Raw genomic sequence first — 21865 nt, 5'->3', positions numbered from 1 at the left:
TTTCATCTTTCTTCATATTTATAGAATTCGAAAAATATCACTCTTTTCACAGGCTACTCAAGTTTCTACCCTTTTTTTCAGGTAAATAAGTATGCTATAATAAAAATTGTGGCAAACAACGCGTGTTCCATGTCTTTATTTTGTGAGACATACCCACGAGCACAGAATCACAGCCTATTCTTTATCTTCGGGTTTTCAATTGAAGCTTCTATGCTTTCATAATAAATTGTGATGTTTCGTCATGTTATATCTTATTTTCACCAAGGAGGGAGAACTTTTGTCATTTCTACACCTCGCCATTTTCTTGCCATTTCTCATGGCCATGCTTATTCCCATTTTTTATCGATGGACTAAACAACTGCATACTGGATGGATTGTTTTGCCGATTCCTGTCATTTTATTTATCTACTTTTTGACGTTTATTCCGCAAACGATGGACGGGGTTGTCACGCAGACGATGCCTTGGATTCCATCACTCGGTATTAATTTCACTGTCGTTGTTGATGGGCTCAGCTTATTATTTGCTTTGCTTATTACAGGGATTGGGTCGCTCGTTACGTTTTACTCTATTTTCTACTTAGGTAAAAAGAAGGAGCGTTTAAACAATTTTTATGCATTTTTGTTTATTTTCATGACAGCGATGCTCGGAGTTGTTCTCAGTGATAACTTAGTTGTCCTCTATTTATTCTGGGAAATGACGTCGATTAGCTCATTCCTATTGATTGGGTATTGGTATCATCGGGAAAGATCGCGTTATGGCGCGCGAAAATCATTACTTATCACCGTATTTGGAGGCTTAATGCTCCTCGGTGGGATTTTATTACTTCACCTTATTACAGGTTCGTTCTCATTACGCGAAATTATTTCGGAGGCCGCGCTTGTTCAGAGTAGTTCACTCTTTATTCCAGCGATGATTTTCATTTTGCTGGGAGCTTTCACAAAATCCGCGCAAGTTCCGTTTCATATTTGGCTGCCTGACGCGATGGAAGCGCCGACGCCAGTTAGTGCGTATTTGCATTCGGCGACGATGGTCAAGGCTGGGATTTATTTGGTTGCTCGGTTCACACCCCTCTTTGCGGTATCGGGGGCTTGGTTTTGGACGATTTCATTGGTTGGGATTGTGACGCTGTTCTGGGGTTCGATTACGGCGACGAAGAAAAACGATTTGAAGGCGATCTTAGCTTATTCTACAATTAGTCAGCTCGGTTTAATTATGACGCTACTTGGTGTCGGGGCTGCTGCGCTTCATTTTGATTCTTGGAATGATAATATTTATATTGGTGCGATTGTGGCTGCGGTATTCCATCTGTTTAACCATGCCACATTTAAAGGTAGTTTGTTCATGATGGTTGGGATTGTCGATCATGAGACTGGGACGCGGGATATTCGACGTCTCGGTGGCTTGATGCAGATTATGCCGATTACCGCGACGATTGCTTTTATTGGAACGTTTGCGATGGCTGGTTTGCCGCCGTTTAATGGTTTCCTGAGCAAAGAAATGTTTTTCCAGAGCATGGTTGATGTGACCTCGCTGAATCTATTTCATGCGGAGACATGGGGCGTGATTTTGCCAGTCCTTGCTTGGATTGGGAGCATTTTCACCTTTGTTTACAGTATGATTATTTTCTTCAAAACCTTTGGTGGCAAATTCAAACCGCATTTGTTGCCGAAAAAACCGCACGAAGCTCCGATTGGTTTATTGTTACCACCAATGATTCTATCAGCGCTTGTTGTTATCACCGGGATATTCCCGAATTTAATTTCAAAACCGCTCCTTGAACCTGCCGTGAAATCGATTATGCCTTCGCTTTATGGGACGGATTATTCGATTCATATTAGTTTCTGGCATGGCTTCACGATGGCTTTATTGATGACAGCTGGTGTTATTATTTTAGGGATTCTCCTATACAAGACAGCGAGTTGGTGGAAACCTTTTATCTCAGCGAAAGTTCCGGCATTTTTCCGTTGGGGTAAGGCGTATGATAATAGTATGTACTATATGGAGCAGGGCTCGTATCGCTTCACTTTATGGGTGATGACTGGCTGGTTGCGGACCTATTTGAACTATATGTTGACGGCTTTCATTATTTTAATGCTCGGTACGATTTTTGCGACGGATGCGCTTAATTTTGACCTTTCAGCGATTTCGCGTGTGACGATGATGGACGTCGTTTTGACGCTTGTCGTGATTATAACGCTTGTCGGTATCGTATTTTCAAAGTCGCGAATTACTTCGATTATTTTGCTTGGTGCAATGGGTTATACGATTAGTATCTTCTTCATTATTGCTCGGGCGCCCGATCTTGCATTGACGCAGCTCGTGATTGAGACGATTTCGGTGGTGCTTTACTTGCTTGTCTTCTATCATCTGCCGCAGTTTAGTAACATTGAGGAGAAACCGCGATGGCTTTCTGTGAAGACGTTTATTAGTATCGGTGTCGGGCTTGTGGTTTTCTTGATTTCACTTTCGGCTTATGACACGACTTTTTACGATTCGATTTCGCAGTATTATATTGATAATACCTATACGAAAGCGGCTGGGAAAAATATCGTCAACGTTATTCTCGTCGATTTCCGTGGCTTTGATACGCTTTTCGAAACGGCTGTGCTCGCGATTGCATCCATTGGTATTTTTGGAATGATAAAATTACGATTAGCTAGGAGGGGGAAAAATGAAAACAAATGACGTATTGCTGCGTAATGTAACCAAGGTTGTTGTCTTTATTATTTTCCTATTCTCGCTGCATCTATTCTTAGCCGGGCATTACAATCCTGGCGGTGGCTTCGTTGCTGGCTTAACTTCTGCTGGTGCGATTACGCTGACGTTGATTGCATATGATTCGCAAACCGTGAGAAGTATGTTAAATATTAACACGATTATGATGACGGGGATTGGCCTGCTGTTCGCGGTCGGTACTGGCATGATTGGGATTCTTACTGGCGATCCATTTTTGACGCATAAATTCGGTCATGTGGATTTGCCGATTATTGGTGACACATCGCTTCACACGGCGACAATTTTTGACTTAGGTGTTTATCTGGTCGTTGTTGGTGTGACGCTTACGATAATTCAGACGATTGGGGAGAGTGACTAGATGGAACTTTTGATGTCGATTTTAATTGGGCTCATGTTTATGGCAGCCACTTACCTCATTCTTTCAAAAAGTTTGTTGCGTATTATTCTTGGAACAGCCATTTTAAGCCACGGAGTCAACCTGCTGATTTTGACGATGGGCGGCTTGAAAAAAGGGAAGGCTCCCCTGCTTGATACGCCGGGGCTTTCGGCTTACAATGATCCGTTGCCGCAAGCACTCATTTTAACGGCGATTGTTATTAGTTTTGGTGTGACAGCGTTCTTCTTGGTCCTTGCTTATCGGGCTTATCAGGAACTGGATAGCGAGAGCGTTTCGAAGACAAGGGGGCATGAATCTGATGATGACTAACCTTGTTTTAATGCCTATCTTGATTCCGTTTTTCGGCGCCATTTTCTTGATGTTATTACCGCGAAAAGTGATGGTGCAACGTGTGCTTGCTGTGATTACGAGTGCTGTGCTAATTGGTGCTAATATTTTTCTCGTTTATTACGTCTATCAAAATGGGATTCTTGTTGTAACGCTTGGAAATTGGCCGGCACCTTATGGGATTTCGATTGTTGGTGACATGCTGGCTATTCTGCTAGTGAGCACGACGAGTCTGGTGCTTCTTGCTACACTGATTTATTCTTTCTATACTATCGGAAAACCTCGAGAACGATTTCTGTATTATCCGGCTGTCTTATTTATGATCGTCGGTGTTAATGGCTCGTTCTTGACGGGAGATATTTTCAACTTATTTGTTTTCTTTGAAGTGATGTTGATGGCATCTTATGTGTTGCTCGTTCTAGGCGGGACTAAGGTTCAGCTGAAAGCGACGGTCAAGTATTTGCTTATTAATGTGATTGGTTCGGCCTTTCTGGTCATGGCGATTGCTCTCATGTACTCGATGGTTGGCACACTGAACATGGCCGATATTTCGCAAAAAATTTCTGAGATTCATGGTGGAAATACGGGAATGATTACGGTTGTGGCGGTGTTATTCTTGTTTGTATTCGGACTAAAAGCTGGGATTTTCCCGCTATACTTCTGGTTACCAGGTTCCTATTTTGCACCGCCGATTCCAGTGCTTGCTTTGTTTGGCGCTTTGCTTACGAAGGTCGGGGTTTACGCGATTATTCGGGTGTATACGCTGTTCTTCTACAACGAGACAAGTTTTGCGCTACCGTTGTTGTCGACGCTTGCGCTCATTACGATTATGCTCGGTGTCATTGGCGCGATTAGTTACAACGATATGAAAACGATTATGATTTACAATATTTTGATTGCGGTTGGTGTGATTCTATTCAGCGTCTCACTGATGACCCGTGAAGCCATGACTGGTGCGATTTTCTACTTGATTCACGATATGCTGATTAAAGGGACACTGTTTCTCGTTATTGGCACTATCATTGCGATTACCGGCTTTTCCAGCATCAAAAAATTCAGTGGCCTCATGAGCGTAAAACCATCGCTCGGCTGGACGTTCTTTATCGGGGCGCTTGGTCTTGCTGGTATTCCACCACTCAGCGGCTTTATTGGCAAACTTTTAATCGTGGAAGGCGCTTTTTCCGTTCAGAATTATGTTGGTGGGATTGTCGTCCTGCTTTCTAGCCTGTTCGTCCTCCTTTCGATGATTAAAATTTTCTCCAAAGGGTTCTGGGGTGAGAAAAAAGGCACGTTTAAACTTGATATTCCGTACCGAAAAATGATGGTACCCGTCTTGATGTTACTCGCGATTTCTGTCGCTTATGGTATCTTTTCAGAAGGTATGTATCCGCTGATTGAAAAAGCGGTCGATCCATTAGTTGACCCATCGATTTATATTCAAGCGGTACTGGGGGAGTGATGCAAAAATGGCGTTTCAATTAATTATTAATATTATTCTTGCCTGTTTGTGGATGTTCCTGCAGTCTTCTTTCACGATGGGAACTTTCATTCTTGGTTTTATCATCGGGATATTCTTGCTGTTCTTCATGCGCCGCTTCCTTGGCTCTCGTTTTTACATTTGGCGAATTTTAGCGCTCGTGAAATTGATTTTTAACTTCTTTAAAGATCTTATTATTTCGACCGTGATGGTGGCGCGTATCGTTCTTAAAAAAGATATGAACATTCGTCCGGGGATTTTCCGTTATGAAACAACGCTTGAAACCGACTGGGAAGTGACGATGCTGGCGATTCTGATTACGCTGACACCGGGGACGCTTTCTATCGATATTTCTGATGACTACAAAGCAATTTATGTGCATTCGCTTCACGTTCCGAATATTGAAGAGGAAATTGCGACCATTCGCAAATCCTATGAAGGCGCGATTATGGAGGTGTTCCATTGATTATTCTAAGTACAGTTCTGGCTATTGCCCTGTTTATGTATTCCATCTCGATTTTCCTTTATCTATACAGGATTTTAAAAGGACCTACGACCTCAGATAAAGTTGTGGCGCTTGATTCGATTGGGATGAACCTTGTCGCCATTGTTGCCCTGCTTTCAATGCTTCTGGACACCAGTGCTTATTTGGACGTTATTCTCTTGATCGCCCTACTAGCCTTTATTGGCACTGTTTCGTTCGCTAAATTCGTGGAGAAAGGTAAGGTGATTGAACGTGAACGTGATAATTGAGATTATTATTTCGATCATGATTCTGCTCGGTGCCTCGCTCAGCATTTTAGCGGCGATTGGTGTTATCCGCCTTCCTGATGTCTATACGCGAACGCACGCGGCTGGTATTAGTAATACGTTTGGCGTAAGTTTACTGCTTTTTGCGACGGTTGGTTATTTTTTTCATTCAGGGAGTGGTTTTAATGCGCGGGTTCTACTTGCGATTCTGTTTATCTATCTGACCACGCCGATTGCCTCCCACTTAATTAACCGTGCAGCTTATGATACGGGTGTGCCACTGGCGATTCGAATTCGTGACCAACTGCGTTCCGTCAAAAAAGACGAGATTAAGCAGCGGAAAAATATTATTATTAAGCAAGAACAGTTGGAGCGTGCTCGTCAAGAACGTGAGGAGTTAGAGGAACAACTGGATTGGGATTTACGTGAAGAGAAGATTGTGGAGCGTGAAGAGTTGGAGGACGTTGCTCGTGAACACGAGGAAACATTGATCGAGCTTGAATCCGATGACTCGGAACAGGAAATAATCGAACTTGATGAGGAAGAAAATAGCGATAAAAAAGAATAAACAAAACGCCATGCCCTGCGAAAAAATATCGCGGACATGGCGTTTTTTATGCTCGTTTTTCTTTTACAGCTAATGTGCAGCGACTAATGCATAGTAGTTTATTCTCTGTTACGCTACGTATCTCGACTTGCCAAACGTGCGTCGTTCGGCCGATATGAATAGGTGTCGCCGTAGCAAGCACATAGCCGTCTTGTATGGATGAAATGTGGTTTGCGTTAATCTCAAGGCCGAACACGATTTCATTCGCTTGCACATGCGCTGAGGCCCCTATGCTCGCGGCTTGTTCTGCGAGTGCCACCGATGCGCCACCATGCAAGTATCCAAATGGCTGACGGGTTTTCTCATTTACTGGCATTTTTACGGTCGCGAACTCCTTCGTCAATTCCACCAATTCCATTTCTAAGTGTTCTCCTAAACTCATAGCTTAATCGCGCCCTTTCCTTACCTCTTATTTCCTCATTATAGCTGAAAAATCTGCTTAATTCTAATCCCAAGTAGGTTTCCCTTCCCTTTTCTTGTGGTACAATACTAATATAACTGTTTGCTAGGGAAGAGGAGATCGCCATGTTAATCAATGTACCTTTAATTGCTTCACTTATTGCTATTTTTTTCGCGCAATTTGTCAAAGTTCCGATCCATTTGCTCGTTTATCGTAAAATGCAATGGAGTCTCATGTTTTCAACGGGAGGTATGCCTAGTTCGCATTCGGCTGCTGTAACAGCGCTCATGACTACACTTGCTATTACGTACGGGATTGATTCTCCTTATTTCGCTATTGCTGTTGTTTTCGGGATTATCGTCATGTTTGATGCTACCGGCGTTCGGCGCCAAGCTGGGGAACAAGCCGTCGCACTTAATAAATTAGCTCGAGATTTCCATGAATTTGTAGAACACGCAAAAGGACTGACGGAACCAGGACAAGAAGAAAAGCAGAAACACTTGAAAGAAATGCTCGGTCATAAACCAATGGAAGTTTTCTTCGGCGCTTTAACTGGTATTGCGATTGGTTTTATTGTGGATTATTTATTTGGACTTTTATAGAAACACGAGGCGATTCGCAAAATAAGCGGTCGTCTTTTTTTGTTCGTTTTGAGACTTATTAGATGGGGAATAAAGAGAGTACACGAATTGAAAATAGGAGTTGAGCTATATGTTAAAAGGGAAACTGGCGTGGCTTTTTTTAGTCATTATTTTTGTAGTTGTCTGTATAAGCGGCGTGAAGGTTCATGCGTCTTCTAACTTTGAAGCGAATAATTGGCAAATATCATGGATGATTAAAAACGCTAATTTTGAAGAAGTCGATATTGCTGATTTTGGAATTTCCGCCGGAGCGCCACATGTTTGGTATGTTGATCAGGAAGGTGTGGAGGCTTGGGGAACCTCTAATCCCTCTGGTAGAATTGAAGTATGGCAAAATGGAGATGGGCAAACCATCCCTGCCTACTCGGGAAATAATTTTATTGAGTTGAATTCTGATGCTCCTGGACCTGTGTATCAAGATATAAAAACGATTCCAGGTTCGACATTAACGTGGAGTTTTGCGCATCGTGGCCGTCATGGTGTCGATACGGCTGAACTCTTGATTGGCTCACCAGATAATCTAGTCCCTATTTTTCTCGCTTCTGATGATAAAAATGCGTGGGGGACTTATTCTGGAACTTACGTCGTCCCTGCTGGCCAAACGCATACGCGACTCACTTTTGCGCCGATTTCTACTGCTAACGGAAATTTAACCATCGGGAATTTTTTAGATGATATTAATTTGTACATCAATGTTGAGGGGGCGCAGATTGGTGACCATGTCTGGTTTGATGAGAATGGGAACGGGTTGCAAGATAATGGCGAGGCTCCGGCACCTGGTGTGCAAGTGAATTTGTATGATACCACTGGAAATTTACTGCAAACGCAAACAACAAATGATCTCGGCGGCTATTTATTTACTGGTTTATTGCCTGTCGATTATGAAATCGCTTTTGTGAATCCTGATCCTAGCCACTATGCTTTCACTAAACAAGGGTTGGGCAACAACATAGAACGGGACTCTAATCCTGATAAAAATGGGATGGCCAGCGTCAATGTGCCGGGTATTCGCTCGGACGTGATTTCTGTGGATGCAGGTCTAACAACGCTTGGTTCCGCGATTATTCATAAAACAGATGGCGCTAAAAACTTGGCAGATGCCTCCTTTGATGTGCGAGATAGGGATGGTAATTTAGTCACGAATGTCACCACCGATGCGAGCGGAATAGCGATCGTTGGCAATTTAACACCTGGAACTTATACCGCAAAAGAAACTAGTGCACCGATCGGCTACCAATTACAGCAAACCGTGACTTCTTTTGACATCGTTTATGAACAAACAACCCCCGTCGAGATTAATGTGACGAATCAGCTGAAAACGGGATCCGTCACCGTGCATAAAATTGGCGAGAAAAATCAGCCGTTGCCTTATGCGGTTTTTCAGATCAACCAGAAATCAGGCGACGAGATTGGAACAATAACCACGGATAAAAATGGTGTAGCTACGATGGCAGGCTTGATTCCTGATGACTATGTCTTGACCGAGGTGGCGGCACCGGAAGGCTATGAGCGCTTGAAGGAGCCACTATCTTTCACGATTCCTTTTAACCCGACCGAGACAGTGGAATTGACGGTGAAGAACAAACTGGTGGATACGCCTTCACCTCCGCCTCCTCCGCCCATCGTGCCGAAGCCGGAAAAACCATTGAAACCTGAAAATCCAACGAAATCTGATACCGTGGCACCAATTAGTACGCCTGTGAAGCAAGGGACAACCGCAGATAAATTACCTGAAACAGGGGATGCTAATGATTTAGTTGTAGTATTTATTGGTATTTTCGCTCTAACAACTAGTATGTATCTCGTTCGACGCAAATAAAAAATAGGACTTGGAATGGAGCTCACCGTGCAGCCTCATTCCAAGTCCTATTTCGCTGTTATTTATAAAACTTAAATTTACCTTTATTCATCATGACGCCAGTTCCACCAATTTGGTATAACGCGCGGTCATCGATTACTTTTTTCATAACAGACGCTGGGTAGCCTTTCAAGCTTCGGCCCATTACGACACCAATCGCATCGTTGTCTCCGATAGAACATACTGTACCTTTTTCGTGATAAACGAATGGTGCTAAATCTGATGCGTAACCTTTTACCAATTTAGCAAGATTCACCGCAGCAATATCCGCTTGTTGCATCGCGATTTGTGCTGTTGGTGGGTACGGACGATCATTTGCCGGGTTAATCATTAACGAGCAATCCCCGATAATCAAAATTTCTTCGTTGCCTGGAACTGTCAAATCGTCGTTTACTTTCACACGACCACGGCCAGCTTCGAATCCAGATGCTTCGATAACGCTATTTCCACGTACACCCGCGGCCCAGATAACAGTCGCCGCTTTGATTTCCACGTCCTCTGTTTCACTTTTCGCATATTTAATACCGTCTGCTGTAGCTTCCTTCACTGGAGTTCCAACGTTAAACTCTACGCCACGGTCTTCTAAAACGCCTACGCCATAGTCTACTAGTTTTGCATCGAATTGTGGCAACACTTTTGGTGAAGCTTCCATACAAACAATGCGGACTTTTTCACGAGGTACGTCATATTTTTTCACAAGTTCTGGAATGCGGTTTGTTAGTTCCCCTAAGAACTCAATCCCCGTGAATCCAGCGCCACCAACGACGATTGTCAATAACTCATCGCGTTGTTCTGTTTTCCATTTTGCAAAACTGCCTTCGATTTGAGCACGAATTTTCTTAACAGAATCAATGCTTGTAATCGTGTACGCGTATTCTTTCAAACCGCTGATACCGAAAGTTTCTGCTTCTGATCCAAGTGCAATCAGCAAGAAGTCGTACGAAATATCCCCTTTGTTCGTCAATGTTACTGTTTTGTCGTCTTTATTGATTTTCTCCACAGTATCTTGAATGAAAGTTGTTTTTGTTGGGTTGACTACTTTCGCGATAGGATACATTAGTTTTTCTGCATCTAATGTTCCTGCGGCAGCTTCATGTAACCATGTTGTTTCATGATGATAGTCATTTTTGTTCACCAATATTAATTCCGCTTCAACATTCAATTGTTGCAACTTGCGCAACGTCTTCAAGCCGCCATACCCAGCTCCCAGAATGACGATTTTTGGCTTACTCATCTGTATCACATCCACTTTCCCATTGTATTTTTCTCACAAAAAACTGCATCAGGTCAAAGCCTAATGACAATTATGTAGATTGCGCTTAAACATCTACGTCTCAAGAAGAAGGCAAAAAGCCCTCACCCTATATCTTAGCTCTTTCACGCTTTTTTTTCAAGAGAAGAAGCTCACAATGTGATAAAATTCTGAAAAGCTATTGCCATACTGTTTCTGTTGTTTTTATGGTAGAATGGTTTTGTTATGAAAATTCGAGAGAACATTTATTTATAGGAGGTTTTTTTGTGGACGATCAAACAAAAATTTATGATATAACGATTATCGGTGGTGGCCCAGCTGGACTATTCGCAGCCTTTTATGCGGGTATGCGAAAAGCCAACGTGAAAATTATCGAGAGCTTGCCTCAACTAGGCGGACAACTTTCCACGCTTTACCCCGAGAAATATATTTACGATATTCCAGGTTTTCCAAAGGTTCGCGCACAGGAGCTTGTCAATAACTTGGTCGCTCAAATGAAGCCTTTTGATCCAACCATTTGTCTGGAAGAAGCCGTTGCAAGCGTTGAAAAACAAGCAGATGGTACGTTTGAAATCAGCACAAATCAAGATACACATTATAGTAAAGCCATTATTATTACAGCAGGAAACGGTGCTTTCCAACCGCGCCGCTTAGAACTAGACGACGCGATGCAATACGAAGGCAAAAATCTGCATTATTTCATCAATGACCTGAGCCGTTTTTCAGGACGCCGCGTAGCCGTTTGTGGTGGTGGTGATTCCGCAGTAGATTGGGCTTTAATGCTAGAACCAATCGCGAAAGAAGTTTCGATTATCCACCGACGTAACGCCTTCCGTGCCCATGAACATAGCGTTGAAAAGCTAGAACAGTCCTCGATTACGGTTAAAACACCATTTATCCCGACCGATATTATCGGCGATTCCGAGAATTTGACACAAATCGTTTTAGAAGAAGTAAAAGGCGACCGAAAAGAAGTACTTGAGATTGATGATTTCATCGTGAACTACGGCTTCGTTTCCTCTTTGGGACCTATTAAAGAATGGGGCCTAGATATCGAACGTAATTCAATTGTCGTCAATTCCAAAATGGAGACAAATATCCCTGGCATCTATTCCGCAGGCGATGTCTGTACGTATGACGGCAAAGTAAAACTAATCGCAACAGGATTCGGTGAAGCACCAACCGCCGTGAATAACGCCATGAATTACATCGATCCAAAGTCCAGAGTGCAACCGATGCACTCGAGCTCGATGTTTGACTGAAGTGCTGAAAGAGCCCGTTTAGCCTCGACAGAAATTGTTAGAGGGCGCAGTGAAAGTCCTCCTTTGACTTTTACGGAGGTCACGAAATTTCCGAGAGGCTGGCTCTTGAAGCCGGATCCGAAGGCGCTCAACCACGACGCAACACATAAATCATTGCCCACTTAATCGAAGTGCTGAAAGAGCCCGTTTAGCCTCGACAGAAATTGTTAGGGGGTGCAGTGAAAGTCCTCCTTTGACTTTTACGGAGGTCACGAAATTTCCGAGAGGCTGGCTCTTGAAGCCGGATCCGAAGGCGTTCAACCACGACGCAACACATAAATCATTGCCCACTTTGGTTGCCTTATTTTAATCGAAGTGCTGAGACAGCCCGTTATGTTGATTCACACAAAACAGACAACCCTGCTACTACTAATCAAAGAATTCTAATCCTAGAAAGGAAGTTTTCACATGAACATATTAGTAATAGGAGCCAATGGTCAAATCGGGAAACAAACCGTAGCACTACTGGCGAAAAATGCAAATTTCAATGTTGTGGCTATGATTCGCAAAGAAGAACAACGAACAGCGCTTGAACAACTTGGCGCAAAAGTAATCATTGCCGATTTAGAAGATGACTTTAGTCCAGCCTATAGCGACATTAATACCGTTATTTTCTCCGCGGGATCTGGTGGACATACCGGCCCTGAAAAAACCATTGCCATCGATCAAGACGCAGCGATTAGAGCAGTCCATTACGCCGAACAAAATGGTGTCTCACATTTTATCATGGTTAGTTCCGTTTGGGCTGATCAACCAGAAAATGGCCCTGAATCACTACACCAATATCTCATCGCTAAAGGAAATGCTGATAAGGCGCTCCAACAAAGCAAGCTGAATTACACAATCGTTCGTCCTGTACTGCTCACAAACGAGCCAGCGACCGAGCATATCAGTGATTACACAACGGGTCCCATGACTATTACTCGAGCAGATGTCGCCCTTTTTCTCAGCACCATTGTCGATAATAGCAAGACATACAAACAAACCTACACCTTTCAAAACGGTGATACGCCGATAGATAACTATATTAAATAAAAAAACAGGCTGGTTACAAAAAGAGTCGTCATACTCTTTTGAAACCAGCCTGTTTTCTATTAAAAAGGATTGTCCTCTAAAAATTGATAAATATTCGCGACCAAATCGGCCGGTGTCTCTCCTCGAACCACTTCCCCATCCACCAGTGCGAACATAGAAGAAGCGCACAAATCGCAATACGTCAGACAGTCATATTCAATCACATCCAAGCTCACATCAGCATCCAATGTATCAAATGCCTCCTGCGCCCCTGAAGCTAAATTATTCACACAAAACTCCACAATCGGATTCATGATTTCCTCCAATCCAATTTACGCGGGTTGATAGCCACGATCTGTCATCATCGCATAGATATCCTTCAAACGCGGATTCCCCTCAGCAATGACATTACCATCAATCACAATGACAGGATACATATAATCCTCTTCCACAATCATCGTTGCCATTCGCTTCATCTCAGCTTCTTCCTGCGGGGCAAAAATATCAACATATTCCACTTGAAACGGTTGCTCTGGAAACTTACGACCTATCGCTGCCCTAAGCCATTCTTCCGTCTCTTTAGAAGATGGAGATCCAACACAACTCGCACAAATATTCGACGATCCATAAACAAAAATTTTCGCTTCTTTTTCCATCTTTGCTCACCTCTCTTTTATTCTACAAAATATAGGCTTCAAAAGCGAGTAAACCGGTTTCTTTATTGAATTATAAAACTATTTCGATATGTAATTGTTGACACGCTATTCTGTCTATATTATACTTACAGATAGTTCCTTTAATGCGTTCAAGTAGTGCATCAAGAAACTAATACTGTTTGTTACCGTGCTTAATCCACACGGTTAACATAAAAGTAACACTCCCTTTTTTAGTCAGATTTACCCGTCTGACTATATAAACTTGCCCCATCCCTTCTTGAGCCTTAGGGATGGGGCATTGTTGAGGCTGTTCGAAATGAAATGAGTTACAGCCACAATATAAGAGTGAACGAAGTGAGCTGTTAATCCTTCTACCTACTCTACTATGCAAGTATGGCCCCGCTTCCAACTTCCACCAAACAAGTGGAATGAGGACGCTCTCGTTCGATTTGCGTAAAGCCAAATCTTCGTCCTACGCGAAAGGACGTTTTCGCGGTTTCGCTAGGTCTCAAATTCCAAATAAAATTTATCTGCATTACGAGTAAATGAACAAAAAAATTTTAGCTCTTTCTCAACATAGTTTTCAAATATTTTCATGATTGGTTCCATCTGGCATTCCTTTAGAACCTCCCTCTTCTTCTGGACTCTATCCCTTTCTTTTTTTTCTGATGCTGTTATAATAGGGGATATAAGTGAGAATTATTCACAGTTAGGAAGGAGTCGAATGCCATGAATAGCGAGATGTATGCGGAAGTGGATACTGCTCTTAAGAAATTTAGACCTTTTTTAGTCAGAGATGGCGGCGACTATGAGCTTGTTGAAGTGACGCCAGATGGTATTGTAAAAATTCGTTTACTCGGGGCTTGCGAAACGTGCCCAAGTTCAGATATGACGTTAAAAATGGGAATTGAACTCACCTTATCAGAAAAGGTAATGGGTTTTAAAGAGGTTGTTCAAGTTTTTTAAAAGGAAGCTTGTGCCGATTTTGTTTGAGTTGGGAGAGATAGAGATGGTCGAGAAACAAAGTGAACTAGAGAAGAAAGCAAGAGAGTGGCTTATAGAACGCGGGGTAACAATCGATGATATCGCCGATTTAGTACTATTTTTACAAAAACAATATCATTCTGCGTTGAGCCTCGATATTTGTCGTGAAAACGTGGAACGTGTTTTGCGTAAACGTGAGGTCCAAAATGCGATTTTAACAGGGATTCAGCTCGATGTTTTAGCTGAGGAAGGCAAACTCGTCCAACCATTACAAAACATTATCGGTGCTGATGAGGGGCTATACGGCGTTGATGAGATTCTAGCGCTTTCTATCGTCAATGTATATGGTTCCATTGGATTTACAAACTACGGCTATATCGATAAAGTGAAGCCTGGCATTTTAGCGAAATTAAACGAGCATGATGGTATACAAGTCCATACATTCCTTGACGATATCGTTGGCGCGATTGCTGCTGCTGCCGCAAGTCGGTTGGCGCATAGTTACCATGATGATATCGTACAATAAACCCAAAGAAGCATCTAGATTCAGACTCTCGATGCTTCTTTGCTGTCTAAAAACTATATTTTACGCTAAAACCTGTCCGTGTCTCCAAACCTCAGCGTGTCGACAAATACCTAGTTTCTAGGCAAAAGTGAGTACCGAATGGGTGTTTGTCGGCACACTGATAAGAATCAGACTCTCGATGCTTCTTTTATGACTTCCACTTGGCGGATCGAGTTTTTATTCATGCTTTGAATCGTGAAACGCCAACCAGATTCCTCTAAGAAATCACCAGTTTCCAAATCGAAACGCTGATAAAGTAGCCATCCTGAAAGCGTGTGAACGCCTGGACTACTAAGCTCAATCCCCAGCTCCTCTTCCACAGATACCAATGGTTCGTTGCCTTCGATAATGAAATGGCCCTCTGCAACCTTCCGAATCCCTTTTGGCGATGTCGCTTCTTCCATATCCCCAACGATAATTTCCATCACATCTTCTAGTGTAACGAGCCCTGAGGTTCCACCATATTCGTCTGTCAAAACAACGAATGACTGGCCTTCTTGCTGCATTTTGAATAGCAATTCCTGTAACTTCATTCCCTCAAAAACTTGCATAATCGGTGTCATAAATTTCTCAATCGGCTGATCTAAAACAGCTAAGTCACGCCCTAATCCTGCCATCACAGCACTGACTTGTAGCATCCCCACAATATGATCCTTGTCGCGCTCCTCTGTTACTGGAAAAATATGATACGTCTCTTTTGCAGTTAGCGAAAGTAAATCCCGAACCGAATCCGACTTGCTAATTGTAATCATTTTCATTCGAGGAATCATTACCTCTTGCGCTGGAACATCATCTAATTTGAAAATATTTTGCATATAGCGAAACTCTTGTGGATTCAGTAAGCCTTGCTGATAACTGTCATCCAACACAATCTTCAATTCCGTCGGTGTCATCCGGTCCATGTCCTCATCGCCCGACTTCACACCAAATATTCGCGTAATCAAGTTAGCCGAATGGTTGAGTAGCCAGTTAAGTGGGAACGTTATGTAATACCACCAAATCAGCGGGCGCGCAATGAACATAGCTACTTTTTCCGTACTGTGGATGGTGAATGTTTTCGGCGCAAGTTCCCCTAAAACCACATTCAAAAACGTAATCAAAATAAAAGCCGTGAAAACCGCGATTGGTCCTTCGATGCTGGCTGGTATTGGCAACACATCAAAAAGTGGCTGTAACCACCCGCGCATCGTTGCCTCACCGATCCACCCCATAGCAAGTGCTGCAAGTGTGTTACCTAGTTGGCAGGCCGCAAGATAATCATTCATTTTTGCTGTCACTTGTTCCACATATTTGGCACGCGGATTTCCACTCAATACAAGCTGGCGCACCGTGGGCTTTCTAATCGCAACAATCGCAAATTCGCTCGCTACAAAAAAAGCCGTCATCACGATTAAAAACACCACAAAAATATCATTAAATACGGCCATTCCAACATCGCTCCCTAGTAATAAGAAAAGACGGTACTTTCATCAAGTAACCACCTTTTTTCGTATCATTATAATTCCCACTCAGACAAGTTCATAACACGATGAATCGGCTGCACTTCTTTTGTCGCCAACTGTTCTGACGAGGTAAAACCTGTATGCACAATGAGTGTATCAATCCCAAATCGAATCCCAGCCAAAATATCGGTCTCATAATTGTCGCCAACCATAATGACACGCTCTTTTTTCACACCAAGTTTCGCAATCGCTTGCTCCATAATAATCGCTTCCGGTTTTCCAATGAATATCGGCTTCACGCCTGTAGCGATGGTCACAACAGATGTAATCGAACCATTTCCTGGTAGCAAGCCACGCTCTGTCGGAATCGCAGCATCCCCATTCGTCGAAATAAACATTGCGCCAGAACGAACCGCCATGGTCGCCGTCGCTAACTTCTCATAATTAATGTCTCGGTCAATCCCCATCACCACAAAATCAGGGTTCTCCGCGGTCAGCTCAAAACCCGCTTTCTCGATTTCGTGCCTCACGCCTTCTTCGCCGATCAAATAAACCGTCTTTTTGCGATCCACTTGCTCCAACATAAACTCAGCCGTCGCTTGCGATGTTGTAAAGACTTGATTCGTCGTAGCTGGAATGTCGAATTTTCGTAAAGTTGCCGCGACCTGTTCTGGCGTTTTTGAGGAATTATTCGTTACATATAAATACGGAATATGTGCCTGATCCAACTTCTCAATAAAGCCCTGCGCTTCTGGTATTGGCTCACTTCCAAGATACATCGTTCCATCCAAATCAATTAAATAACCGTCATATTTCACTTTTCGCCGACCTCTTTCTCGCTTTCGCCTATTTCACTACTTTTTTAATCACAAAATATTTGCATCCAAAATTGCAATACTCATACAAATACTCTTTTAATGTGCTAATTTTCGTATCATAAGTCGCTTTCCGGTTATCGTCATCAAAAAAGCCTTTCAATCGAAGCTGGTCATAGCCCCAATCGCCAACAATATAATCGTAGCGCGCCAAAATATCGCTGTATCTCTCCGTCAAAGCCTCTTCATCAAAAGCTTCCCGGTTATCCTCAATAATTTCATACGTCGTGTTCTGAATCGTAATCATGATTCCAGTCAACCTCCCTCACCGTATTTTTCTTTTAATTTCCATGTCATAACATCACGCAATAACTCTGGCGTATAAACTTCTTTTTCTGCTACCCGTTTAATAATCGGGAAAAATGGTGCATAGACAAACGTGTCGTGCGTCACCACTCGGTATATTTTCTCTGGATCAATCACTTCACCGTCCCATAATGCCATATTTAATTCCACATCAAAGGTCATCCGCTTTGTCAAAATGGTACCAAAGACTTCACCACGAAAACCGAAGCCGCGCAATGGAATATCGCGTAACTCCTCTTCTTTTTCCGCAATCTCATGAATCAAAACATCCAACTCCACGCCCGTCATCGAAAGCGCAATAAAATTCAGCGGATGCGGCAACAACTGGTGGATATCATACGCCGTCACAATCCCCTTTGGCAAGTCCGTCATATAAATACCTGCATTCGTCAAAAAGGTATCCGCGCCAGTCCACTCACAAGCCGCTTCGTGAAAGAGTTCTGAAATCTCGGAGCTTTTAAACCAATTATGCTCTAGTTGATGCGGAAGTGCAACCACTTTCTGATCTAATTCCGCCATTCCTTGTTCTAGAAATGCCGCCACCTGATTTTCTTCATCTACCGGCGCAGCTAATTCCGCCACTGTGTGCACGCGCGCTTGTTTTGATACCAATTTGCCAGTTGCTTCATCGAATTCTAGCGTCACTTCACCCACATATTCTCCCCATCGTCCAGCTGCAGCGAGCAAAGCACCACATACTTCTTTGCCATGTTCCAACAGATGATGCGTGTGCCCGCCTAGAATAAGATCTATTTCTGGTATTTCAGTCGCAATTTTTTCATCCAATGGCAACCCAAGATGGCTGAGCAAAATAATAACATCCGCCTGAACCCGGCTAACTTCACGTTTAATTGCCTCTATCGGTTCCGCGATACCCCAACCGAGCGACTCATAATACTCCGTAAAGCAAGCCGTTGCACCAATGACTGCAATTTTTATATCGTCACGTTGAATATAAATATGCGCTTTCGCAAAATGAGCAAGTTCCGTGCGCGCCATATCTTCAAATACATTGCAGCAAACAACCGGGAACTCCGCCGCGTCATATAGATGCGCCAATTCCTCGTGCCCAAGCGCCGCACCCTCATTGTTCCCAATCGTCACCGCATCATACGGCAAGCTATTCAAAAGGCCCACATTTCCCTGCCCCATCGAGCCTTCTGTATAAGGATGCACGCGATCAATAAAATCACCAATATCAAAAAACAAATCATCCTGCGCCGCCATTCGTTTTTCTCGTAAAAAAGCAAAGATACGCGGCCATTTCTCCAGATGACTATGAATATCATTTGTATGCCAAATCGTTAAATGCTTCATGGTAACATCCCCTTCTTTCGTCTCCCTCTATTGTAGCCTAAATGGTTCCTTTTGACACGTCACAAAACTGCTTTTTGTCCTCTATTTTCCTTTTAAATTACTCAAAAGTGGCGTATGATAGACAGTATACACTAAAAAAAGGAGGGCTTATTTCTTGGATATCTATCAAATTTTTGCACTTTTACTCATCGCTATTTTTGCAGGCGTGCTCGGTTCCGTGCTTGGTCTTGGCGGTGGAATCATTGTGACCCCAGCGCTTACACTCCTTTTTGGCATCGATATTAAATACGCGATTGGCGCCAGTATTATTTCTGTTATCGCAACAAGTAGCGGCTCAGCCATTGCTTACATAAAAGATCGCATCACCAATTTACGTGTCGGTATGTTTCTCGAAATCGCGACCACACTCGGAGCCATAACTGGCGCTTTTGTTGGCGGACTTCTCTCTGCCACCGCGCTTTACATGATATTTGGCTTCCTACTTCTCTACTCAGCAATCACAATGATCAAAAAGGTCGGCTCCGAGTTCCCAACAAATGTGAAACCCGACCCTATCGCGACAAAGTTACGCCTTCATGACAGCTATTACGACAAAGCGCTGCGTCAACAAATCGATTACCAAGTCGCAAACGTGCCAGCTGGTTTTGGAGTTATGTACGGCGCCGGGATCGCTAGCGGCCTACTTGGAATCGGCAGTGGCGCCTTCAAAGTCATGGCGCTTGACGTCTTCATGAAAATGCCGCTCAAAGTTTCGAGTGCCACAAGTAACTTGATGATGGGCGTCACAGCTGCTGCCAGCGCCACCGTTTACCTATTTCGCGGTGATATCGATCCAATGATAGCCGGCCCCGTAGCAATTGGCGTATTAATCGGCGCAACAATCGGAACCAGAATCATGCAACGCCTAAAAAGCAAAGTCATCCGTCTTGTTTTCATTCCCGTTTTGATTTATGTGGCTTTGCAAATGATTTTAGAAGGATTGGGGTGGATCTAAATGACTGATAAATCAACAACAGATGAGGAAATGCACCGCGTGGAAGCCGTCGTCAGTTCCCTGCTTCGAATCGGAGTTATGCTTAGCGCTGCAATCATTCTCGCCGGCCTACTTCTACTCATGTTCACCGGCACGAGCGGTTACCCTGGCACAACCTATCCAACGTCACTAACCGCGATTTTCTCTGGTATAGGCGAATTCAAGCCCTACGCGATTATCATGTTCGGTCTCTTTTGTCTCATCCTGACACCAGTTCTTCGCGTGGTCGTCTCGCTCGTTACCTTTTTGAAAGAAAAAGACTACCTGTACGTTGGTATAACAGCAATCGTCCTTATCATCTTAGTCATTAGTTTTCTAATTGGCACAACAGAATAAATAAAAACAGTAGATAAGCTTTTGGGCCTGTCTACTGTTTTTCGTCGTTATACATTGGTGTATCTTCCCGAATAAGGACATCATAATTCTGTTCTTGAGCCAAAATACGATGCAAAATTACTTTCTGCGTACCCTCGCAAACTTCATAGAATACAAGGTACGCCTTGCCGATCCTCATTTTCCGATATTCTCGTTTGTATTTAGGATCTCTGAGCGCTACTCCCATCAGAGGAAATATCCTCAAACGTGCTTCCAACTTTTCGAGTTTTTGATAGAATTTATCCTTCTGGCTTACGCTACAATATTGATATTCGAAGTAATGAAGGATCGCTGCTATATCTTCTTTAAAAGCTTCTGACCACTCTATTCGCAACGTGCTACTCATTGTTCATTAGTAAATCCTAGTTCTGCCCAACCGACGCTCGATGCTATTGTACGGCCATTTTTCACATCTTCTTGTGATTCTCTTAGCTTTGCAAAAATTTCTAATTCATCGTAAACAGTGATTCTTTCTAGTGTTGGAGGAACAGCATAATTATTATTTTTTGTCATTTTCATCTCTCCTCATAATTTTAACTTCGGCTCATTTTCTTCTCTTTCATCTTAACACGTTTTGCATTCTTTCACTACTTTTCACTCAAAAGGTGCTAAAAAAGTTTTTAAGCCCATTTCACTGTTTTTTAGGCCTGCTTTTAGTCCAAAAAACAAAAAAAGAGGAGAAATACATCCCCTCAAACAACTATAAATCAAATATATTCATCTGCATTGGAGCGAGTCCTTCATACGAAATATCCAGCGCCTTCTGAAGCTCCTTCGCATTATCCGCTGCATCTCCGCCAGAATTATTGTTAAAAATCACGATAATCTCTTTTGACTGCTTCTGCAAATAACGAATATTCTCAGCCCAATAATTAATTTCCTCCGCATTATAACGATAAAGCGTCCGAACTTCTCGCCATTCAGGACTGTTCGCCTTCATCCAGCCAGCGCTATTCCGACCATGAAGTCGTATCAACGTCATGTCCTCGTTCGTCGCCTTAAGTACAATCGGCACGCTTCCATTCCCAACTTGCGGCTCATCCACAACGGTATGAATAAATCCTAACTCTTTTAATAAATCCAACGTCTGGTCTCTAGTAGTCTCGGTATACCATGTCTTATTACGAAATTCAATCGCAACAGGAAGGTCTCCCATTTTCGCGCGTACAGCACGTAAATAACGCACATTTTCCTGCGTACAACTAAAATACGGCGGAAACTGAAATAATATCGCTTTTAACCGTCCTCGCTCACTCATCGGAGCAATCGCATCCATAAACCGACGATACATTTCCGTTTCTGAGTCATAATATTGCTGCCACTCTTTATGTTTCGTCATCGCCTGAAATGCCTTCACCACAAATGAAAATTCGTCTGGCGTACGTTCCACCCAGCGCTCCGTCGTAGAAGGCGCAGGAATCGCATAAAAACTCGTATCCACCTCCACCATCGGAAAATTCCCCGCATAATCCTCTAACTTATGCTTACTCGTTCCCGAATAAATCGTATCATGGTCACTCCAGCCCGTCAGTCCAATTGTAATCATTAAAA

Annotated in this window: 26 protein-coding genes; 15 read left to right on the top strand and 11 right to left on the bottom strand. The window is 43.1% G+C overall.

Annotated features, from left to right (window positions below):
• The first annotated feature begins 277 nt into the window (after window positions 1–277).
• From HPK16_RS10285 to mnhG, 7 genes are read left to right on the top strand one after another with little or no spacing between them, the layout of a single operon-like run.
• Window positions 278–2686 (top strand): Na+/H+ antiporter subunit A, encoded by a 2409-nt coding sequence (locus HPK16_RS10285; protein WP_181676873.1) that lies wholly within the window; start codon window positions 278–280, stop codon window positions 2684–2686.
• The gene (locus HPK16_RS10280) at window positions 2673–3095 is read left to right on the top strand and encodes a Na(+)/H(+) antiporter subunit B (protein WP_181676872.1); all 423 of its coding nucleotides are present in this window, start codon (window positions 2673–2675) and stop codon (window positions 3093–3095) included. Before HPK16_RS10285 ends, HPK16_RS10280 begins: the two co-directional genes overlap by 14 nt.
• A complete protein-coding gene (locus HPK16_RS10275) occupies window positions 3096–3443 on the top strand; it encodes a Na(+)/H(+) antiporter subunit C (RefSeq protein ID WP_036095138.1) in 348 nt (115 codons plus the stop codon). It begins immediately after the preceding gene.
• On the top strand, window positions 3436–4920 hold the full coding sequence (locus tag HPK16_RS10270) for a Na+/H+ antiporter subunit D (protein ID WP_181676888.1): 1485 nt from the start codon (window positions 3436–3438) through the stop codon (window positions 4918–4920). The genes HPK16_RS10275 and HPK16_RS10270 overlap by 8 nt, the downstream gene beginning before the upstream one ends.
• A 7-nt stretch (window positions 4921–4927) precedes the next feature.
• The gene (locus HPK16_RS10265) at window positions 4928–5404 is read left to right on the top strand and encodes a Na+/H+ antiporter subunit E (protein ID WP_181676871.1); all 477 of its coding nucleotides are present in this window, start codon (window positions 4928–4930) and stop codon (window positions 5402–5404) included.
• 35 nt (window positions 5405–5439) lie between these two features.
• Window positions 5440–5691 (top strand): Na(+)/H(+) antiporter subunit F1, encoded by a 252-nt coding sequence (locus tag HPK16_RS10260; RefSeq protein ID WP_222717534.1) that lies wholly within the window; start codon window positions 5440–5442, stop codon window positions 5689–5691.
• On the top strand, window positions 5675–6256 hold the full coding sequence (gene mnhG, locus HPK16_RS10255; RefSeq protein WP_181676870.1) for a monovalent cation/H(+) antiporter subunit G: 582 nt from the start codon (window positions 5675–5677) through the stop codon (window positions 6254–6256). The genes HPK16_RS10260 and mnhG overlap by 17 nt, the downstream gene beginning before the upstream one ends.
• 46 nt (window positions 6257–6302) lie before the next feature.
• On the opposite strand, the gene menI is transcribed toward mnhG, so the two are convergent.
• Window positions 6303–6677 (bottom strand): 1,4-dihydroxy-2-naphthoyl-CoA hydrolase MenI, encoded by a 375-nt coding sequence (gene menI / locus HPK16_RS10250; protein ID WP_181676869.1) that lies wholly within the window; start codon window positions 6675–6677, stop codon window positions 6303–6305.
• Between the two features lie 143 nt (window positions 6678–6820).
• Here menI and HPK16_RS10245 point away from each other — a divergent pair, with 143 nt between their 5' ends.
• Together HPK16_RS10245 and HPK16_RS10240 are read left to right on the top strand one after the other, a co-directional pair.
• Window positions 6821–7297 carry a divergent PAP2 family protein gene (locus HPK16_RS10245; RefSeq protein ID WP_220132313.1) on the top strand — a complete coding sequence of 159 codons (477 nt, stop codon included), beginning with the start codon at window positions 6821–6823 and terminating at the stop codon, window positions 7295–7297.
• Between the two features lie 109 nt (window positions 7298–7406).
• Window positions 7407–9155 carry a SpaA isopeptide-forming pilin-related protein gene (locus tag HPK16_RS10240; RefSeq protein ID WP_181676868.1) on the top strand — a complete coding sequence of 583 codons (1749 nt, stop codon included), beginning with the start codon at window positions 7407–7409 and terminating at the stop codon, window positions 9153–9155.
• A gap of 58 nt (window positions 9156–9213) precedes the next feature.
• Here HPK16_RS10240 and HPK16_RS10235 read toward each other — a convergent pair whose 3' ends face one another.
• The gene (locus HPK16_RS10235; RefSeq protein WP_181676867.1) at window positions 9214–10428 is read right to left on the bottom strand and encodes an NAD(P)/FAD-dependent oxidoreductase; all 1215 of its coding nucleotides are present in this window, start codon (window positions 10426–10428) and stop codon (window positions 9214–9216) included.
• A gap of 284 nt (window positions 10429–10712) precedes the next feature.
• On the opposite strand from HPK16_RS10235, the gene HPK16_RS10230 reads away from it, so the two are divergent.
• Together HPK16_RS10230 and HPK16_RS10225 are read left to right on the top strand one after the other, a co-directional pair.
• Entirely contained in the window at window positions 10713–11708 is a 996-nt protein-coding gene (locus HPK16_RS10230; RefSeq protein ID WP_181676866.1) for an FAD-dependent oxidoreductase, read from the top strand.
• 447 nt (window positions 11709–12155) lie between these two features.
• Window positions 12156–12782 (top strand): SDR family oxidoreductase, encoded by a 627-nt coding sequence (locus HPK16_RS10225; RefSeq protein ID WP_181676865.1) that lies wholly within the window; start codon window positions 12156–12158, stop codon window positions 12780–12782.
• Window positions 12783–12841: 59 nt separating this feature from the next.
• Here the strand turns inward: HPK16_RS10225 and HPK16_RS10220 are convergent, their stop codons facing one another.
• Window positions 12842–13075, bottom strand: a complete 234-nt coding sequence (locus HPK16_RS10220) for a YuzB family protein (protein WP_181676864.1) — start codon at window positions 13073–13075, stop codon at window positions 12842–12844.
• An 18-nt stretch (window positions 13076–13093) separates the two neighbouring features.
• Window positions 13094–13417 (bottom strand): YuzD family protein, encoded by a 324-nt coding sequence (locus HPK16_RS10215; protein WP_181676863.1) that lies wholly within the window; start codon window positions 13415–13417, stop codon window positions 13094–13096.
• 729 nt (window positions 13418–14146) lie between these two features.
• Between HPK16_RS10215 and HPK16_RS10210 the strand changes: the two genes are divergently transcribed.
• Entirely contained in the window at window positions 14147–14383 is a 237-nt protein-coding gene (locus HPK16_RS10210; RefSeq protein WP_036095114.1) for a NifU family protein, read from the top strand.
• Between the two features lie 43 nt (window positions 14384–14426).
• Window positions 14427–14927 (top strand): phosphatidylglycerophosphatase A family protein, encoded by a 501-nt coding sequence (locus HPK16_RS10205; protein ID WP_181676862.1) that lies wholly within the window; start codon window positions 14427–14429, stop codon window positions 14925–14927.
• A gap of 167 nt (window positions 14928–15094) precedes the next feature.
• On the opposite strand, the gene HPK16_RS10200 is transcribed toward HPK16_RS10205, so the two are convergent.
• The 4 genes from HPK16_RS10200 to HPK16_RS10185 all read right to left on the bottom strand — a co-directional run bounded on the left by HPK16_RS10200 (window position 15095) and on the right by HPK16_RS10185 (window position 18906).
• Window positions 15095–16393, bottom strand: coding sequence for a hemolysin family protein (locus HPK16_RS10200; RefSeq protein ID WP_181676861.1), 1299 nt, complete (start codon window positions 16391–16393; stop codon window positions 15095–15097).
• Window positions 16394–16461: 68 nt separating this feature from the next.
• A complete protein-coding gene (locus HPK16_RS10195; RefSeq protein ID WP_343064813.1) occupies window positions 16462–17226 on the bottom strand; it encodes a TIGR01457 family HAD-type hydrolase in 765 nt (254 codons plus the stop codon).
• A 28-nt stretch (window positions 17227–17254) separates the two neighbouring features.
• Window positions 17255–17533, bottom strand: a complete 279-nt coding sequence (locus HPK16_RS10190) for a YutD family protein (RefSeq protein ID WP_149024253.1) — start codon at window positions 17531–17533, stop codon at window positions 17255–17257.
• A gap of 5 nt (window positions 17534–17538) precedes the next feature.
• Complete coding sequence (locus HPK16_RS10185; protein ID WP_181676860.1) at window positions 17539–18906, bottom strand: bifunctional metallophosphatase/5'-nucleotidase; 1368 nt, start codon at window positions 18904–18906, stop codon at window positions 17539–17541.
• 154 nt (window positions 18907–19060) lie between these two features.
• Here HPK16_RS10185 and HPK16_RS10180 point away from each other — a divergent pair, with 154 nt between their 5' ends.
• Complete coding sequence (locus HPK16_RS10180) at window positions 19061–19900, top strand: sulfite exporter TauE/SafE family protein (protein WP_181676859.1); 840 nt, start codon at window positions 19061–19063, stop codon at window positions 19898–19900.
• Complete coding sequence (locus HPK16_RS10175; RefSeq protein WP_181676858.1) at window positions 19901–20275, top strand: DUF1634 domain-containing protein; 375 nt, start codon at window positions 19901–19903, stop codon at window positions 20273–20275. It begins immediately after the preceding gene.
• Window positions 20276–20306: 31 nt separating this feature from the next.
• Here the strand turns inward: HPK16_RS10175 and HPK16_RS10170 are convergent, their stop codons facing one another.
• The 3 genes from HPK16_RS10170 to HPK16_RS10160 form a co-directional block, all read right to left on the bottom strand.
• Window positions 20307–20660 carry a type II toxin-antitoxin system RelE/ParE family toxin gene (locus tag HPK16_RS10170; RefSeq protein WP_181676857.1) on the bottom strand — a complete coding sequence of 118 codons (354 nt, stop codon included), beginning with the start codon at window positions 20658–20660 and terminating at the stop codon, window positions 20307–20309.
• Window positions 20657–20827, bottom strand: a complete 171-nt coding sequence (locus HPK16_RS10165; RefSeq protein WP_181676856.1) for a hypothetical protein — start codon at window positions 20825–20827, stop codon at window positions 20657–20659. The genes HPK16_RS10170 and HPK16_RS10165 overlap by 4 nt, the downstream gene beginning before the upstream one ends.
• 187 nt (window positions 20828–21014) lie before the next feature.
• The gene (locus HPK16_RS10160; protein WP_181676855.1) at window positions 21015–21860 is read right to left on the bottom strand and encodes a DUF72 domain-containing protein; all 846 of its coding nucleotides are present in this window, start codon (window positions 21858–21860) and stop codon (window positions 21015–21017) included.
• Window positions 21861–21865 lie beyond the last annotated feature (5 nt).

This window comes from Paenilisteria rustica, from assembly GCF_013820765.1.
In the GTDB taxonomy this organism is placed as follows: Bacteria; Bacillota; Bacilli; order Lactobacillales; family Listeriaceae; genus Listeria_A; species Listeria_A rustica.
Note: the sequence above shows the minus strand (reverse complement) of the source record. Positions and strands in the feature narration are given on the sequence as shown.